Annotated in this window: 15 protein-coding genes and 1 tRNA gene; 5 read left to right on the top strand and 11 right to left on the bottom strand. The window is 45.3% G+C overall.

The annotated features are described in order from the left end of the window. Positions 1-3: 3 nt before the first annotated feature. Both DKW60_RS07765 and tpx read right to left on the bottom strand, forming a co-directional pair. The gene (locus tag DKW60_RS07765) at positions 4-753 is read right to left on the bottom strand and encodes a YdcF family protein (protein ID WP_109837089.1); all 750 of its coding nucleotides are present in this window, start codon (positions 751-753) and stop codon (positions 4-6) included. Positions 754-881: 128 nt separating this feature from the next. Further along, positions 882-1,379, bottom strand: coding sequence for a thiol peroxidase (gene tpx / locus DKW60_RS07760; RefSeq protein WP_109837088.1), 498 nt, complete (start codon positions 1,377-1,379; stop codon positions 882-884). A 144-nt stretch (positions 1,380-1,523) separates the two neighbouring features. On the opposite strand from tpx, the gene DKW60_RS07755 reads away from it, so the two are divergent. Next, the gene (locus DKW60_RS07755; protein WP_109837087.1) at positions 1,524-1,805 is read left to right on the top strand and encodes a peptidylprolyl isomerase; all 282 of its coding nucleotides are present in this window, start codon (positions 1,524-1,526) and stop codon (positions 1,803-1,805) included. Between the two features lie 33 nt (positions 1,806-1,838). On the opposite strand, the gene DKW60_RS07750 is transcribed toward DKW60_RS07755, so the two are convergent. The 3 genes from DKW60_RS07750 to DKW60_RS07740 all read right to left on the bottom strand — a co-directional run bounded on the left by DKW60_RS07750 (position 1,839) and on the right by DKW60_RS07740 (position 6,618). After that, the gene (locus DKW60_RS07750) at positions 1,839-2,594 is read right to left on the bottom strand and encodes an IclR family transcriptional regulator (RefSeq protein WP_281271830.1); all 756 of its coding nucleotides are present in this window, start codon (positions 2,592-2,594) and stop codon (positions 1,839-1,841) included. A 41-nt stretch (positions 2,595-2,635) separates the two neighbouring features. Further along, positions 2,636-4,816: a malate synthase G gene (locus tag DKW60_RS07745; protein ID WP_109837086.1), complete on the bottom strand. Its 2,181-nt coding sequence runs from the start codon at positions 4,814-4,816 to the stop codon at positions 2,636-2,638. 134 nt (positions 4,817-4,950) lie between these two features. Further along, positions 4,951-6,618, bottom strand: a complete 1,668-nt coding sequence (locus DKW60_RS07740; RefSeq protein WP_181389621.1) for a response regulator — start codon at positions 6,616-6,618, stop codon at positions 4,951-4,953. Between the two features lie 286 nt (positions 6,619-6,904). Here DKW60_RS07740 and DKW60_RS07735 point away from each other — a divergent pair, with 286 nt between their 5' ends. The 3 genes from DKW60_RS07735 to gabD all read left to right on the top strand — a co-directional run bounded on the left by DKW60_RS07735 (position 6,905) and on the right by gabD (position 10,112). After that, entirely contained in the window at positions 6,905-7,918 is a 1,014-nt protein-coding gene (locus DKW60_RS07735) for an SGNH/GDSL hydrolase family protein (RefSeq protein ID WP_109837084.1), read from the top strand. Between the two features lie 176 nt (positions 7,919-8,094). Continuing rightward, positions 8,095-8,424, top strand: a complete 330-nt coding sequence (locus tag DKW60_RS07730) for a c-type cytochrome (RefSeq protein WP_109837083.1) — start codon at positions 8,095-8,097, stop codon at positions 8,422-8,424. Positions 8,425-8,663: 239 nt separating this feature from the next. Then, the gene (gabD, locus tag DKW60_RS07725) at positions 8,664-10,112 is read left to right on the top strand and encodes an NADP-dependent succinate-semialdehyde dehydrogenase (protein ID WP_109837082.1); all 1,449 of its coding nucleotides are present in this window, start codon (positions 8,664-8,666) and stop codon (positions 10,110-10,112) included. A 29-nt stretch (positions 10,113-10,141) separates the two neighbouring features. On the opposite strand, the gene DKW60_RS07720 is transcribed toward gabD, so the two are convergent. After that, positions 10,142-11,701, bottom strand: a complete 1,560-nt coding sequence (locus tag DKW60_RS07720; protein WP_342767112.1) for a B12-binding domain-containing radical SAM protein — start codon at positions 11,699-11,701, stop codon at positions 10,142-10,144. Between the two features lie 141 nt (positions 11,702-11,842). Here DKW60_RS07720 and asd point away from each other — a divergent pair, with 141 nt between their 5' ends. Beyond that, on the top strand, positions 11,843-12,961 hold the full coding sequence (gene asd, locus DKW60_RS07715; protein ID WP_109837081.1) for an aspartate-semialdehyde dehydrogenase: 1,119 nt from the start codon (positions 11,843-11,845) through the stop codon (positions 12,959-12,961). Positions 12,962-13,084: 123 nt separating this feature from the next. Here the strand turns inward: asd and DKW60_RS07710 are convergent, their stop codons facing one another. The 5 genes from DKW60_RS07710 to DKW60_RS07690 form a co-directional block, all read right to left on the bottom strand. After that, the gene (locus DKW60_RS07710) at positions 13,085-14,839 is read right to left on the bottom strand and encodes an ATP-binding protein (RefSeq protein ID WP_146203448.1); all 1,755 of its coding nucleotides are present in this window, start codon (positions 14,837-14,839) and stop codon (positions 13,085-13,087) included. 3 nt (positions 14,840-14,842) lie between these two features. Beyond that, the gene (locus DKW60_RS07705; protein WP_109837079.1) at positions 14,843-15,391 is read right to left on the bottom strand and encodes a heme NO-binding domain-containing protein; all 549 of its coding nucleotides are present in this window, start codon (positions 15,389-15,391) and stop codon (positions 14,843-14,845) included. A gap of 208 nt (positions 15,392-15,599) precedes the next feature. Then, a complete protein-coding gene (locus DKW60_RS07700; protein ID WP_109837078.1) occupies positions 15,600-16,007 on the bottom strand; it encodes a hypothetical protein in 408 nt (135 codons plus the stop codon). Next, entirely contained in the window at positions 16,007-17,257 is a 1,251-nt protein-coding gene (locus tag DKW60_RS07695) for a DNA polymerase Y family protein (RefSeq protein ID WP_245929626.1), read from the bottom strand. The genes DKW60_RS07700 and DKW60_RS07695 overlap by 1 nt, the downstream gene beginning before the upstream one ends. Before the next feature lie 202 nt (positions 17,258-17,459). Next, a tRNA-Val gene (locus tag DKW60_RS07690) sits at positions 17,460-17,536 on the bottom strand. Between the last annotated feature and the right edge of the window lie 16 nt (positions 17,537-17,552).

Below are 17,552 nucleotides of genomic sequence, written 5' to 3'. Positions count from 1 at the left end.
CCGTCATTTAATTTTATACCAGAGATAGCCTAACCATTCATGCAACGCCACATTGCTAGTGCCTAGTGCGCTGGCTTGTGGCATCCACTTAAACCACAACTTATCCCATGAACCTGCGCCATAAGAGTGTGACGCGGCGAGATATTTTACAGAGCGCCCCTCAAACACCTGCATGCTCCGAGGCATATGCCAGGCATGTGTGACCAGCCAGGCAGTTTCAATGCCATCGGCCTGAAGCATTTTGTCACTGTAGACGGCGTTTTCCCACGTGGTGTGACTGTTGCCTTCAATCCACCTTGCAGAAACGCCTAACTCATCTTTGAGAACCTGCTGCATTAACTGTGCTTCACTGATACCGCTCTCGATGGGATCACCACCGGTTAGTAAGATTGGCGCGCCCGTTTTTCGGTGAAGTAAGGCGGCATAACGCAGGCGATCCATTTCTGCACTACTGACGGTAATCCCACCGTATTCGATAGCACGATCATTTCGTCCACCACCCAGCACCACGATGGCTTGAGCGGTCTGTTGTTTCCAAAGTGTTTTTTGCGGTGGGTATTGATTTTCCAGGGATGCCATCAAAGCATTAGACACTACCGGAAGACTAAACAATAACAGCTGAGTAACTGCAACAAAAGCAAGCGTTATACGTATTTTTCGATATTTGTAAAACAGTAGACCCAACAGTAAGAACAGCAGCAGATTGCCGGGAGGATACAGTAAAAACTCGATGGTTCTGTGTAATAAAATCATGGTATCTACCACACCAATCGGCAGTATTTTTAACTATTATGTGTGTATATGTTCTGAGGTTTTAGTGAATCAGGGGTTGGTACAAGCAGGCTAATCGTCAAGCAATCACGCTTAGCCTGCCAGCTCAACTAAAGCGCTGCTATCGCACTATTGTAGTCAGGCTCTTGGGCGATTTCAGGAACTAGCTCAGTGTAAATAATTTCGTTTTTCTCATTCAAAATCACCACCGCACGCGCTGCGAGACTTGCCAGCGGGCCATCAACGATGCTGACACCATAATCTTCTGCGAATTGGCGGTTTTTCATCATGGACAGAGGCTGTACAGTCTCTAAACCTTCTGCACCACAAAAACGGCCCAATGCAAACGGAAGATCCGCAGATACTGTCAGGAACATTGTGTCAGGATGACTCTTAGCCGCTTCATTAAATGCTTTAGTGGATAAAGCACAAATGCCCGTGTCGATACTTGGGAAGATATTCAGAACCTTCTTTTTACCATCAAAGTCGCTCAGACTCACTTCAGCTAACTCGCCATTGGTCAGTGTGAAGTCAGGAGCCGTTGCACCAACTGCCGGTAAATCACCGTTGGTGTTGATTGGATTGCCTTGCAGTGTGATTGTCGCCATGAATAACTCCTTATATTGAGGGATACTTCAACCGTCCACTATATCCTAACAAATCAGCATAGCAAGCTTGTAAATCCGGTAACTTGCATGATCTTCAAAAAGCGGTTAGTTTGCACGTTTTTAAACCCTTGTAAGGATTTTACTATGGCTAGTGCAAATGCGCGTCATATCCTCGTTTCTTCAGAAGAAGCATGCCTGAAACTAAAGCAAGAAATCGAAGGCGGCGCTGACTTTGGCGCAGTTGCCAAAGAACACTCAAGCTGTCCATCTAGCCGCAACGGCGGCGACTTAGGGACATTTGGTCCGGGTCAGATGGTTCCTGAATTTGACAAAGTAGTATTCAGTGCTGAAGTTGGCACGGTTCAGGGTCCGGTAAAGACTCAGTTCGGCTACCACTTATTAGAAGTGACTCAGCGTCAGGACTAATCTGCTGTTCTCATTCCCGTGGCCTGATGACTATCAGCTACGGGGATGAACCCCACCGATCGCATGGGTGATTGCCTTCGCTTTTTTCATGACTTGCTCCGCAATTTCAGCGATACGCTCATCAGGAATTCTAACCGACGGTCCCGAGATTGATACGGCTGCAACAGCCTCTCCATACTCATCGTAGATATTACTGGCAATACAACGTAAGCCCGGTGTTTGTTCTTCGTCATCCAGCGCATAACCACACTCTCTGACTTTCTTTAGTTCTTTCAAAAAGGCTTGTTTGGTGGTGATGGTTTTGTCCGACAGCTTTGGCAGTCCCGTACTCTCAATAATCGCCAACACTTCATTTTCAGGCAACACAGACAGTAATGTTTTGCCAACACCTGCTGCGTGAACGTGCCCTTCACTACCGATCTGTACCACCATGCGCATGACTTCTTTGCACTCGACTTGACCGACAAATACATGGCGATCGCCTTTAAGAATGGCAATATTGGACGTTTCGCCTACTTCGAACACCAGTTCGCGCATATACGGACGTGCCTGTGCCACAAAGTCTCGTTTTCTAAGATAAGCATTACCCACTGAGAAAGCTTTGATACCAATGCTCCACAAGCCACTACCCTCATCATATTCCACATAGCCAAGATGCTTCATACTAACTAGCAAGCGATGTGCCGTAGAGTTGGCCAGCGATGACGCCTCTGCCAACTCTGCCAGACTCATGCCGGGGTCGGCATCAGAGGCGGCTAATTCATTCAAAAGCAGGAAAGCCCGGTCCAGTGACTGAACCGAGCCTCCTGTTTTAGCTTTGCTGTCTGTGTTTAAGCGTGCGATTGTTTGAACTCCCGGCGACGTGCATGCAGACGTGGTTCTGTGTAGCCATTGGGCTGCGCAGTCCCATCAAAAATCAAGTCACAAGCGGCTTTGAATGCAATACTGTTAGCAGTATCCGGCGTCATTGGAATGTAGGCTGCATCACCTGCGTTTTGCTCATCAACCACCTTGGCCATACGTTCCAATGTTTCCATTACTTGTGCTTTGTTGAGGATATCATGGCGTAACCAATTAGCGATATGCTGACTTGAAATACGCAGCGTCGCACGATCTTCCATGAGGCCAACATTGTTGATATCAGGAACTTTTGAACAACCCACGCCTTGATTAATCCAGCGCACGACATAGCCTAACAAGCCCTGAGCATTATTATCTAACTCTGCCTGAATCTGTTCAGCCGTCAATGACACATCACCCAATTGCGGCACAGTCAGAATGTCATCTAGATTCGCACGATCACGACCTGCCAGCTCTTCCTGCTTGGCAAATACATTCACCTGATGATAGTGAGTTGCATGCAACGTTGCTGCTGTTGGTGATGGGACCCATGCGCAGTTTGCACCGGACGTTGGATGGCCAATTTTCGCTGTTAACATGGCTGCCATTTCATCTGGCATTGCCCACATACCTTTACCAATTTGTGCATGACCGCTAAAGCCACACTCTAAACCGATATCAACATTCCAGTTCTCATACGCACCAATCCACGGCTGCTCTTTAATGGCATCTTTTGGTAAGAACGGCCCTGCTTCCATGCTGGTATGAATCTCATCACCAGTACGGTCAAGGAATCCTGTATTGATAAATACAATACGCTCTTTAACCTGACGAATACATTCCTTCAAATTCACAGTGGTGCGACGCTCTTCGTCCATCACACCAATTTTCATGGTATTTACCGCCATGCCCAAGGCTTCTTCAACACGCGTAAAGATTGTATTGGCAAACGCCACCTCTTCGGGGCCATGCATCTTAGGTTTAACAATGTACATACTGCCCTGACGACTATTCGAGATGCCGTTGTCGCTCTTGCCATCATGCAGGAAGCAAGCTGCTGTAACCATGGCGTCAAGAATACCTTCCGGTACTTCATTACCTTCTTTATCCAATACAGCATCATTCGTCATCAAGTGACCAACATTACGCACTAATAGCAAACTGCGACCGTGCAGGGTAAGATCACTACCATCGACAGCGGTGTAGCTGCGGTCCTTATTCATGGTACGGGTCAATTGCTTGCCGCCTTTCTCAAAACTTTCAGCAAGGTCGCCTTTCATCAGACCTAACCAGTTGCTGTAGACCAATGTCTTGTCTTCAGCATCCACTGCCGCGACCGAGTCTTCACAGTCCATGATGGTGCTCATGGCAGACTCCAGTACCACATCGGTCAGGCCTGCAGGATGTAATTTACCTACTGCCGAGTCATGATCCAGACTGATTTCAATATGCAAACCGTTATTCGCAAATAACAGCTTTGTGACGGCACCCTCTTCCTTATAAGCTACTAATTGCTCAGGCGCTTTCAGCGTTGCGGTCTCACCATTTTGCAAAACTGCTAATAACGATTTTGTGCTGTCGCCCTTGAGAGTGTACTCAGCAACATCGCTATGACTGCCTGTCGTAAGTGGGATTGCGCTGTCCAGAAATGCTTGTGACTCCGCAATAACTTTTGTACCACGTACCGTGTTGAACGCTGCGGTTTTCTCAGCACCGTCTTCTTCTGAAATTGCATCGGTACCGTAAAATGCATCAAACAGGCTTCCCCAACGCGCATTGGCCGCATTCAGTGCAAAACGTGCATTGTTTACAGGCACTACCAACTGTGGGCCTGCCACTGTTGCTATTTCTGCATCGACATTGCTGGTGGTGATATCAAACTCAGCACCCTCTTCTACCAGATAACCGATCTCTGTCAGAAATGCTTTGTATTGCTGCATGTCCTTAACAGGTCCGGGGTTTTCCTGATACCAGCCATCCATTTTTGCCTGAATAGCGTCGCGCTTTTCTAACAGCGCTTTATTTTGCGGGGCTAATTCATCCAGGATTGCCTCGAAACGTTGCCAGTAGGTATCGCTGTCAATACCCGTGCCCGGAAGGATTTGTTGGTCAACTAATGTGTGCAGTGACTCTGCGATTTGTAAGCCACCTTGCTGAATTCTGTTTGTCATGTCCCGCTCCTGAAATTTAATACCTATTTCACAATATGGTATATCATCTCACTATACGGGATCATTATTTTTTTTAAATAATATTATCTATTTGTCTATGGACTGATATGTCGAAGAATATTGAGCCATCACGACTAGCTATTAATCTCAGCACCTAGCCATTTATTGAGAATTCGACTGAGTTGTGGTGCCTGTACAGGCTTGGGCAGATAGTCATCAAGACCAAGTTCTAAGTATTTTTCTTTTGCGCCGATAGTGGCATTCGCGGTTAATGCAATCACCGGGACTGGATGTCCCGTGTTATTCATCATCTTTTTAAGCTCTTGAGTTGCCTCGACACCGTCCATTCTTGGCATGCGAATGTCCATCAGAACTAACTCAAAATCATGCTTGAGGTATTTTTCAATCGCCTCCACACCATCATTCGCAATAGTTACCTGATAGCCCAGCTTTGACAGTAAGGCCTTAGCGACCATCTGGTTCACACGATTATCTTCAACTAACAAGATATGAATTTTATTAGCCTCTGAAGATAACGTTTCATTATGTTCTGTATCGTCCGCATCTGCTGATCTGCCTGTCACCGCTAGCTTTAGTTTAAACTGCGACCATGGCTTACTAATTTCACTCCAGCCATTCAGTTTTGAATCTGTTAGCTGATCTAACCGGGCATCATTTTCAGCGCGAATAATGACCCAACTTTTATCATCTGAAACGGACTCTTTCAGGTATTCAATCAAGGGATTTAGCTGCTCATCAGACATTCCATCTGTATCTACAATGAACTTATTAAAATCATCCTTGCGCCTCTGGTAAGTGCTAAACAGACTTTCTAAGGAGTCAATCCGCTCTACGCTACCATTTAGGCTCAGTATCTGATGCTCCAGATACAGATTATCTCCTAGCTGAAAATAGGCACAATGCCCTGCATTGCTTTGCCGGGGAATCGTTCCTTTGAGTGAATTGACTGGAATATCTACCCAGCAATGGGTATTAGAATGATCATCACGTTTTCCTCCGATATCACCACTTAATAATGTAACGAGGTGACGGCTAATAGCCAGACTGGTACCAATACCATGCTGGCCATAATCGTTTTCCTGATTCTTAATCGCAGCACCGGACACGATATTATCGAGGTACTTTTGTGATGAGCCGAAGCCACAATGACTGATTTCAAAATGCAAAGTGCCCCAGTCATTTCTCGCGTTTGTCAGGTCTGCCTGAATGAATATATGTTGTTTTTTGGTTAGCTTTATTGCGTCACTGATTAATGCACAAAGAAGCTTAGAGAGCTTCTGCTCGTCCGTCTTGAGGGCCTCAGGAATGTCCTTGGACATGGCACAGACTAGCTCAACGCCCTTGGCTGCCGCCTGCGGAGCCATTTGATTAAGCACTTTGTTGACAAAATCGAGAAATTTAAAATGATTAGTCACAACGGAAACGCGGCCATTTTCTAACTCAGCCAAGTCCATTGTGTCGGACAGTACCTGAAATAAGCTACGCGATGACTCAAGAATGATTTTGGTATGTTGTTGTTGCTTTGGAGTCAGTGAGGATTCGGCTAGCAAAGCCGCCATACCAATGATTCCGTTCATGGGGGTACGAATTTCATGATTCATATTACCCAACAACGCCATCTTATCCTGACTTCGCTTATCTATTTCCCGCTCTGCGAGTGCCAGCTTTGCTTCCAGCTGCTCTATCTCGCTTTTTTGCAGGGCAATCTGCTGCTTCAGTATATTAAGCTTCGTGTCGGGTTGCTTGAGCAACACAGATGTAGATTCTGGGGAAACGGCCATATTTTTATTATTATTTATTATCGTATTCACTCTCATAGCTCGTGGGGTAATCGGCTCAGGAGTAGTATTTATACAGCAACACTAGCATGCAACTGCCGCAACACATAAGAAAATCTATAGATTACCGACGAAGTGGCCCACGCCCTCCAAGCACAACCAACTTAACACTCTAACCCCTTATCAAGAATTCTCCGCCCTTACTCGGAATTAACCGAGATCCAAGTCATACCTGCCAAAAAAATTGAGATGATGTCATAAGGACATAACAATTCAAAAGGACTTAGAAATGAATAGACTATTCATGTTAGGGCTGATAATCGCCAGCATGTTTACTTTAGCCGCCTGTCATCATGACAATGATGACGATAGCGATAACAAAAAGCATTCACATGCACCCACCATTATCATTCCTACCCCAAGCGATGATGACAAAAAAGATGATGAAGTAGATGACGGAGAGGGCACACCTGTTATAGCTGATTGTGAAGCTACTGCAAATCCGATTGAGCCCTTCATTCGTGTCGGAACACATTACGGATTATTGGCGGGACAACCACACGTTACTGGTGAAACCGGTGGCTTATTACCTCTGACATTAACTACCGACGCAGCTGCCGGTGACCTGGTTCTTGAAGTGGATTCAAGTGTATCGCTGGTACCAGGCCAGTTGATCACCTACCACGCTGTTAACTTTGATTACTACGCAGCCATCATTAGCAGCATAGACGGTAACTTATTAACACTCGATGAGAGAACACCAGTAGTATCAGGCATTACCAGTGGTCAAAAGTTGTGGAACTTCTATGACGAACCCACTCACCCCAACCTCGTAGGCTTTAACGCATTTGCTGACTATGCCTACAGATCTACTGCATCCAGCATTGAGGCTGGAGCCACACACGTATTACTGGGTGATAGCTGGTTCAGCTTACCAGGCTTTGAAGAGCGTATTTCACTAAGATACCCACAAGCCACTATCGTCAATAAAGGAATTGGTGGTAATACATTGTGTGATTTACTCGATCGCTTTGACACAGATGTACCATCAGAAACACCAAAATATGTATGGATTAACAGCAGTATCAATGACTATTATCAGGACGTTACTCAAGAGGAATACAAAGTACGCTTACAAGATTTAATCTCTAAGGTTCAAGCCATTGGCGCTACTGCGATCGTATTTGATTCGGCACCACTGAATAACGGCAACACAACCGACGGAGTTAGCTACCTCACGCTATCGCAACGCTATGCGTCACAAGTACTGGACCTCTACAATGAAGCGCTGGATACGGAGTAAATCCGATTGTGCTTTGATATGGATCAATTAATACACTCATAGCCATCACTATTCTTATCCATGCCCTGAACAAATCATTACCTTAGCGGTATTGACTCAGTCGGGGCATGCTACGATGATAGTTATTCGGATGTTAAATAAGTCCGATCATCTTTTATGTGGAGAGGTAACAATTAATGAAATCCGGATACATAGTTAAAACTGCAATACTTGGCTTAATCATGTCAGCTGCAGTCAGTAGCCAGTCAGTATTTGCTGCAGATGGTGAAAAACTTTACACAGAAAAGCTTTGTATGACGTGCCATGGTACTGAAGGCAAAGAGCCAATCATGCCTTTGTACCCCAAGGTAAATGGCCAGAGTAAAGAATACACTGCCGCCCAAATCAAGATGATTAAAGACGGCACCAGAGCGGGTGGATTAACCGCTGCGATGAAAGCCATGGTGGCAACACTTACTGATGAAGAAATCGAAGCGATTTCTGAATATCTATCGGCTATCGAGTAATACTCACTGAGTGTTTACCAGCCTATGCCGGATGTTTTTACATTCGGCATTTTTTTAACTAACAACAATTTCCTCTCGCTTAGTCTATGAGCGACTCAGATCTATACCCGTTCGCTACGTTGCCTGTCATCACAAAATGACATATCCTCTAATATATTAGTAATTTTGTGTTTTAATAAACGACTGAAAGCATATGCCTTTCACTACTCGTTCAATTGCATTTTTCACAGGAGCACGTTATGCAATTACAGGATCCAACCCTATTACGCCAACAATGCTACATCAATGGACAATGGTTAGATGCAAATAATGCGGCCATTATTGAAGTCACAAACCCGGCGACTGGTGAAACATTAGGCTCAACGCCGGATATGGGGGCAGATGAAACACAAGCGGCTATTGATGCTGCTAATACTGCTCTGCCAGCGTGGCGTGCTCTCACCGCTAAAGAACGCGCGGTTAAATTACGCAAATGGTTTGATTTGATGATGGAGAATCAAGATGACCTCGCGAAGATAATGACCCTTGAGCAAGGTAAACCCTTAGCGGAGGCCAAAGGTGAAGTCGCTTATGCAGCCTCATTTATCGAGTGGTTTGGTGAAGAAGCCAAGCGTATTTATGGCGACACAATCCCTGGCCACATGCAAGATAAACGCATCGTCGTTATCAAACAACCCATAGGGGTTACAGCAGCCATTACACCGTGGAACTTTCCGGCAGCGATGATCACACGCAAAGCAGGCGCAGCACTAGCGGCTGGTTGCACGATGGTAATCAAACCTGCGGCAGAGACACCTTATTCAGCATTTGCATTGGCAGAGCTGGCGGAGCGTGCCGGAATACCGGCAGGTGTACTCAATATTGTAACGGGTGATGCTGTTGCTATTGGCGGCGTTCTGACTGGCAGCCCCATTGTAAGAAAATTATCATTCACCGGCTCAACAGCTGTTGGAATTAAGTTGATGGAGCAATGCGCACCTACGGTAAAGAAACTGTCTTTAGAGCTCGGTGGAAATGCCCCTTTCATTGTCTTTGACGATGCTGATATCGACGCTGCCGTTGATGGCGCAATGATTTCAAAATATCGCAATAACGGCCAAACCTGTGTCTGTGCTAATCGTATTTATGTGCAGGATGGTGTTTACGAGGAATTCTCGCAGAAGCTGGCTGCAGCCGTTGAAAAACTTAATGTCGGCAACGGTATGGATGAAGGAACCACAACAGGTCCATTGATCAGTCAGGCAGCTGTTGAGAAAGTAGAAAACCATCTTCAGGACGCTATCTCTAAAGGTGCAAAGATCATTACAGGTGGTGAGTCCCATTCGCTGGGCGGTACATTCTACCAGCCAACGGTTGTTACCAATGTTGACCAAAGTATGACGGTAGCGCGCGAGGAAACCTTTGGGCCATTAGCGCCTTTATTCCGTTTTGACAGTGTTGAAGATGTTATTGAACAGGCAAATGACACTGAGTTTGGTCTGGCTTCATACTTTTACGCCCGTGATATTTCACGTGTATGGCAAGTCGCTGAAGCACTCGACTACGGAATGGTCGGCATCAATACAGGATTAATCTCAACAGAAGTCGCCCCGTTTGGTGGTATTAAAGCGTCCGGACTTGGTCGTGAAGGATCTCATATGGGCATTGAAGAGTACGTAGAAACAAAATACCTCTGCATCTCTGTGTAACATTCTCTAGTCAGATTATTTATGCATTGCTACTGATGCATTTTTTGTCGTTTATTAGCGATCCCCTTACCCACTTTCTGCTTGGTAAGGGGTTTCGTTTCTTCAAACGCCAGTCGACCTTTCAACTCACTTCGAAGAAAATCCTCCCGAAGTACTGTCTGGCTTTGCTCAGAGTCAACCAGCAACGTCCCCACCATCACCTCATATACCAATTCAAATAATCTTTTTAATGCAATTTTCCAGGTACTGCCAGAGGCATTAAACAAGGCATCCGAGAGTGTAAGAAAGCGCTCAAATGGTCGATCGCCCAATATAGTGGGGAGCGTTATTTTGAAGCGTCCGGAATTACCAATCATATCCCAATAACGCGCAAACCGGTTGACGCGCTGCATATCCGAAAAGCTAATATCCCGTGTGCTTAATATGTTGTAAGGAGGCACTGGATTATAGCGCAATTGATACTCATCGGTATGACGGTTTATCGGTGCGCCACGAAGCCTTTTAAGTATGCCCAGCTGAATTTCCTGAGGATTCAGCGCTACCAGCTGATCAAAACTTTCCGCAAAATTTTCTAACGTATCTCCTGGAAGGCCAAAAATCAGATCCGTATGCAGATGCGCGCCAGTGTGTTCTCTTAGCCAACGCAGATTTTCAATCGTCTTTTGGTTATCCTGACGGCGGCTAATTAACTCCTGAATCTCAGGATCGAACGTCTGCACCCCTATTTCAAACTGTAATCGGTTATCCGGAAAGCGCTTTAAAACTTCTTTCAGGTCATCAGGCAAATTGTCCGGGATTACCTCAAAATGCAGATATAACTCATCATCCATTCGCGCTAAAAAGAACTCCAGAATTGCAACGGAGGTTTTCACTTTCAAGTTAAAGGTGCGATCAATAAACTTAAAGTTTCTCGCACCTTTTTGATAGAGATTATCCATCTCATCCAGAAACGCACCCAACTCAAACGGCTTGGCTGTTTTATCCAGCGCAGACAAACAAAACTCACATTTAAACGGACAGCCTCTTGAAGCTTCGACATAACAAATACGATTTTGAATATCTTCGGCATCATAATATTGATATGGCGACGCTAGTTGCGGCAGCGGCACTGATACACCTTCAATCATCCTATTTAAAGGCGTTTGTCTCTGAAGTAGCTGCGTGCATAAATCATAAAAGCTTTTTTCCCCTGCACCGGTCACTACATAGTCAGCTAGCTCGCACACAGCGGGTAAATCCGGTGGGTGACTCACTTCAGGACCACCCAATACAATGACAAGCTCCGGCGAGATTTGCTTCAGCACACCAACCAGTTCGGTGACCTCACTCACATTCCAGATGTACACACTAATCCCAACAATTTTAGGTTGTTCCGCTAGTATTTTTTCAGCGATATTCAGTGCCGTTTCGTGGATAGTAAACTCTCTGACCACCGTCTGCGCCTGCAGCTCAGCTAAGTTGGCAAATATATACCTCAAGCCAAACGCGGCGTGGATATAACGAGCATTCAGCGTTGTTAAAACAATTTGATTCATGGAGCGGACTTTATCATGCAATTGGCTTTTTCGTGCAGTGACTTCAACTTTCACTCTACCTCCAATGGCATTTGGTATTGAGTAATGGTTAGTCATTTTCGTTAAATCATCAGTCTCACGATTTAGCGATGAACAAAATGACGGGGGGTGATACAATTATTTGTTTAGCAAGTGCAGCATTTTTAGGAGTTTATAATGCGCAAGGTTGGTTTCGTCGGATGGCGCGGCATGGTTGGTTCAGTATTAATGGAGCGCATGCGCGCTGAAAATGACTTTAATGGTTTTGAACCCGTTTTTTTCACCACCTCTCAAGCAGGTAAACCAGGCCCGGATATCGGTACCGGCACCAAACCGTTAGAAGACGCAATGAACATCGATAAACTTGCTGAGATGGATATTATCCTGTCTTGCCAAGGTGGTGACTACACCACAACGGTTTATGAAAAACTTCGTGCCCGCTGGGATGGTTATTGGATTGACGCAGCCTCAAGCTTACGCATGGCTGAAGACAGTATTATCGTACTGGACCCTGTTAACCGTGACGTCATTAATGCCGGACTACAAAATGGTATCAAAAACTACATCGGTGGTAACTGCACGGTTTCTTTGATGATGCTGGCGCTGGGTGGTCTATTCGAAAAAGACTTGATCGAATGGGTCAGCTCAATGACTTATCAAGCCGCTAGTGGTGCCGGTGCAAAGAATATGCGCGAGCTGTTAACTCAAATGGGCGAACTTGAAACTGAAGTCAGCGAGCTATTAGCAGATCCTTATTCAGCGATTTTAGACATCGACAGCAAAGTCACTGCCAAAATGAATTCGGATGATTTGAGCAAACAGAACTGGGGGGTTCCATTAGCCGGTAGTCTGATTCCATGGATCGACAAAGCAGTCGACAAAGGTCAGACCAAAGAAGAATGGAAAGGACTGGTTGAAACCAACAAAATTCTGGGCAACACAGACGACAACAGTATTCCGGTTGACGGCCAATGTGTGCGGATCGGCTCCATGCGTTGTCACTCTCAGGCTTTCACGATCAAGTTAAAGCAAGATTTAGCAATTGAAGAAATCGAATCGATTATCGCCAGGCACAATGAGTGGGTGAAAGTCGTTCCGAATGATAAGGAATCAACACTGCAAGACCTGACACCGATGAAAACCTCAGGCACGCTCACTATTCCTGTTGGTCGTATTCGAAAAATGAATATTGGCCCTGAATACTTAACCGCCTTTACGGTAGGTGATCAGTTATTGTGGGGAGCAGCAGAGCCTGTGCGTCGTATGCTCAAAATAACCCTTGGTTATATTGACTAACCAGCGATTTGAAATTGATTTAAACAGAGGCTACGAACCAGCGTTACCCTTCTGCTGGTTCGTGGTTATATACTTACAAGTACTTAGTGCGAGCTAAACTGTAACTGACCTACTTCAACAGGCTTACTCTACACCCTGTGCCTTTACCAATAAGAAACGCTTCAACACCCGATCTAAACTATCCAGATTAATGGGCTTGGTCAGGTAGTCATCCATACCTTCCCTGAAGTACTCTTCCGCAGCACCTTCCATCGCATTCGCCGTCAGAGCAACAATAGGCGTATTGGGTTTACTCATTTCATCATAATGCTTTTTCAGAAGCTGCATTGCTTCGATACCCCCCATTTTGGGCATCTGTATGTCCATGAGTATCAAATCAAAGTGACTGTTAGAGCCTTTATCTACCCCCTCAAGGCCGTCGTTAGCCACCGTAATATCAAGGCCGCGCTTTTTCAATAAGGCCATTGCAACCATTTGGTTAACTTTATTATCTTCCACCAACAACACTTTGGGAGACGACTTTAGTTTTTTGTACCACGGCTCAGCCGCAACATCCGTATCTGTGATATCAGCAGCTGGCGAGCGACTTCCGCCAGCGTCCAGGCCCTCTCTAAATTTCAACTGAGTAATAGGCTTGGTAATACTATCTTTAGTATATCGCTGCATCTGCTCAGTCAATGTAGAGTGCGCCTCGTTAATACTCCTGATAAATAACCAATTTTCCGAATAATCGTTATTACTCAAATAATCTGCCAATTCACTCTTATCAGGCTGCGTCAGGTTTTCAACATCGACCACAAACCGTGTTACTTCCGACGCCGAATCACTCTTATGGCGTTGGATCAACTCCCGCAGGCTAGAGGTGGCTTCTAACCGACTACCCAATGCTTCAAATTGGCGTGTCATAATAGGAACAACGACGTCTTTTGCCTGATACAACAAATAGGTGCCGCCCAACGACTTATTACACAAATCAGTTTCTTGCGGTTTAAACGGAATTTCTATCCAGAAAGAACTACCTTCCTTCACCACACTTCGGACGCCTACTTGCCCTTCCATCAGATCCGCCAATCGTCGACAGATCGACAAGCCTAAACCTGTCCCCTGCGGATTGGTGCGCTCGTATTTGCCTTGCGAGAATGGGGTGAAAAGTGTTTTTTGAGACTCTTCATCGATACCATCACCGGTATCATTAATTTCAAAACGAATATTAATCGACTGATCAAGCTGTGCCAGTTTACTGACACGTAACTCAACATAGCCACTGTCAGTAAATTTCAGCGCATTACCCAGCAGGTTGATAAGTATTTGTCTTAAACGTAACGGGTCACCAACTAAAAGGCGCGGCACATCCTTATCGGTCTGACATAACAACTCTAACCCTTTATTCGCGGCAGTGATCGCCATCGAGCCAAAGATATCATCCAGCAAGTCATTGAGATTGAACGGCTCATCGTGTATCTCAAACTTACCCGCCTCAAGCTTGGATAAGTCCAAAATATCATTGATGATTCTGAGTAATGACTCTGATGAAGACCGAATAATCGACGCTTGCCGCTGCTGCTCAGGTGTCAGCTTGGTATCCAACAACAAATGAGACATACCAATGATGCCATTCATTGGCGTTCGGATCTCATGACTCATTGTGCTGAGAAAAGTCGTCTTCGAACGATTTGCTGCTAGCGCGTTATCCCGGGCGATTTCGAGTTCACTGGTACGCTCCAGGATTTGCTCTTCTAACGAATCCGCCAAACCCTTAAGCTCAAGGTTTGCTTCGTAAAGCTGTCGGCTTTTCTTTTCCAGCAAACTCTCCGCTTGCTTTCTCGCCGACCGCTCTCTCTTTAGTCGTCGCTTGTATAAATCTATTTCATCACTCACGGATTAGGCCGGTGATTTTTCCATGATAAATCGTACATGAGTATTCGCGCCATCTGACAAATCCTCTGAGCGTACACTAATATCTTCGCCAAAGTGTGCAATACACCCTTTAATCAAGCCCTCTGCTACCGGAGCAAATGGTCGTTTAGATTCATACGTCATTTCGAGTCTCTGTGGCTCGGGCTGTTCGGTAGCAAACGTTGGCAATTCCGCGTCAGGATACAATTTACGTACTTCAACATGCACATGGTTTTCGATCAGGTTGAGGAAGCCGAAACAAGAGTCTATGCCTTCAAAAAACTCAGGATAAAGATCTACGAAACGCCCAAATAGATGCTCCCCAAATACCTTCACTAAAGGTACTACATCAATATCTGATTCTTCACTTAGGTGGCCAACCATCTCGATCAACTCACTGTGATGATAAGTCCCGACAGAGGTATAAGCACCATCATTACTCAGATTGGAAGCTTCAATAATTTTGTCCGCTACTTCCGGAGAAAATTTATCCTCAACCATTTCCAGAAACTCTGTGAATATAATACCTTTCATGATAACTCCCGCTTGTTTTTATTGTTAAAGCCTTGCTAATTCATGCCCCTTGCCAGACTAGCAAAGCGTCGGCTATAAAGCTTTGTTACCTCTTCAGTGACCACTTAAATGGAAGAAATGTGTACAAAACCTAAAGTTTCTAATTTTTGCATTTGCAAGATTAAAAATCAATGTCTTAGATACTCAAAAAGGGCCGACACTTAGCCAGCTATCCGGACAGGATTCTGGGCCAACGATCATGAATTGCCTCAGGCATCTCCGGCACGACTGTTACAATATAAACACGTTGCTCAGCCCCCTCTCTGGCCACTAAGCCCTGAATCCATTTCCCTTTCGTAATATCAAACCAATTTGAAGCACCTTCAATATCTTTCTCCATAAACTGAGACACAGGAATCTTCACAGAAACAGGAAAAAATCTTTCCCATCGTCCGGCATAGATAGAATCTAGTCTGGCCCAACCACCTGCCGGCAGTTTCCCTACTTGCTCCTTACGTCTCCCCCATGGCATCAGAACAACATTTGATTTGGTTTTTACCGGTAATACTGCACTGGGATTAGGGAAGTAATAGCGATATTCTTCTCCTTCATGTACATAAAATACACCTCCGCACATTATTCTCTCCCTCCGGTCTTCTCAATGGTTTGTCGATGACCTGTCGGCTTCCAGGCTGGGGCAATCACATTTGGCATGGATGAACGATTCAGCAAAGGTGCTGGCGCGATACAAAACTCACCATAGCGCTGATTAATCTTATCCATTGCTGCATTAACGGCTTCTTTTTTAGAATCCGTTTGCATCAAGAAGTCCATTTGCCCTTTTGCGGGTAACGGTCTGGTCGCAGTGACCTGTACCTGAAAACAACCGATTTCATTTTTCCAATACCGTGATAAAAAAGTCTTACACAGCGCATAAATCTCGGCACCATCACAACTAGCAATCGCTGTTTTGAGAGTATCTTTCAACCATCCCTTCTCGGTATATAGGGCAATATAAAAATGTTGCGAACTTAACTGATGTTTGCGTAAACGCGCCGCCACTTTTTCACTCATGTGTTGATAAAATAATTCAACCGTCTTTCTATCTTTCGTGTTAAGAGGAATCACTTTTCCATGCCCGATGCTTTTGGGCTCAGGCACACTAAGTGCCAGAGGTTCAGGATCTTTACCTTGAGCCATTAGCCAAATACGCCGGCCCGGATTACCAAACCGTTGTCCCAATACTGACACCGGAATTTTTTTCATATCGCCACACACAAACACCCCACGCTCCGCCAGAAAGTTGCCAATACCGTGATTAATACCACAGAGCTCTTTTACAGGTACCTCCGACAACTTTTTCTCAGCATCCCAAGGCGGAATGACCGTCAAGCCATCAGGCTTTCTAAGCTTGGCTGCGTACTTCGATGTTGTCTTGTCACCGCTGATACCGACAGAGCAGAGTACGCCGGATGCCTCATTGACACAGGTTTTGATCATCATGCCAACATCAAAAGCAGAGTCCCAAAGATTTTGACAACCCGTCAGATCTAAAAAAGCCTCATCTACAGAAAAGACTTCGATATCCGGTGTAATGTCAGTCAGTGCGTGCATAATATTGGTAGATACTTCTGCGTATCGCTCAGGTCTGGCAGGCGCTTGTATTAGCCCCGGACATAACTGGCGAGCTTGCTTTAACCGCATGCCTGTTTTAACACCCCATGCCCGCGCCTCGTATGAGCAGGTAATGATCGTGCTTCCAACAACCCCATTTGTTATAGCGACAGGTAATGCCTGCCATTCCGGATGATCACCCTGTTCTACCGATGCAAAAAACGCATTCATATCCACTAAGGCTATCATCCTGTCCCAATGTAGTGACTTCATTATTAGTTTGCCTTTTGTTTGCTTTAAGCATAGCAACATTCACACTATTAGCAAACAATAAGTGAACTTAGATAGGAGAGATGGTGACTCCTCACCGGATGATGTAAAAAAGGAAAACTTAGGATGGGAAAAGATAAATCGCAGACGCAAAAAAGCCGGATCTGATATCCGGCTTTCTAAATCTTGCACCAGTAATAAATACTGGTAGGCGCGAGTGGATTCGAACCACCGACCCCCACCATGTCAAGGTGGTGCTCTAACCAACTGAGCTACGCGCCTAAAGAGGTTGTGAATC

Origin of the sequence: Leucothrix pacifica (assembly GCF_003172875.1) — a bacterium.
Taxonomy (GTDB): Bacteria; Pseudomonadota; Gammaproteobacteria; order Thiotrichales; family Thiotrichaceae; genus Leucothrix; species Leucothrix pacifica.
The sequence above is the reverse complement of the archived record's forward strand: the minus strand, read 5'-3'. Positions and strand labels throughout refer to the sequence as shown.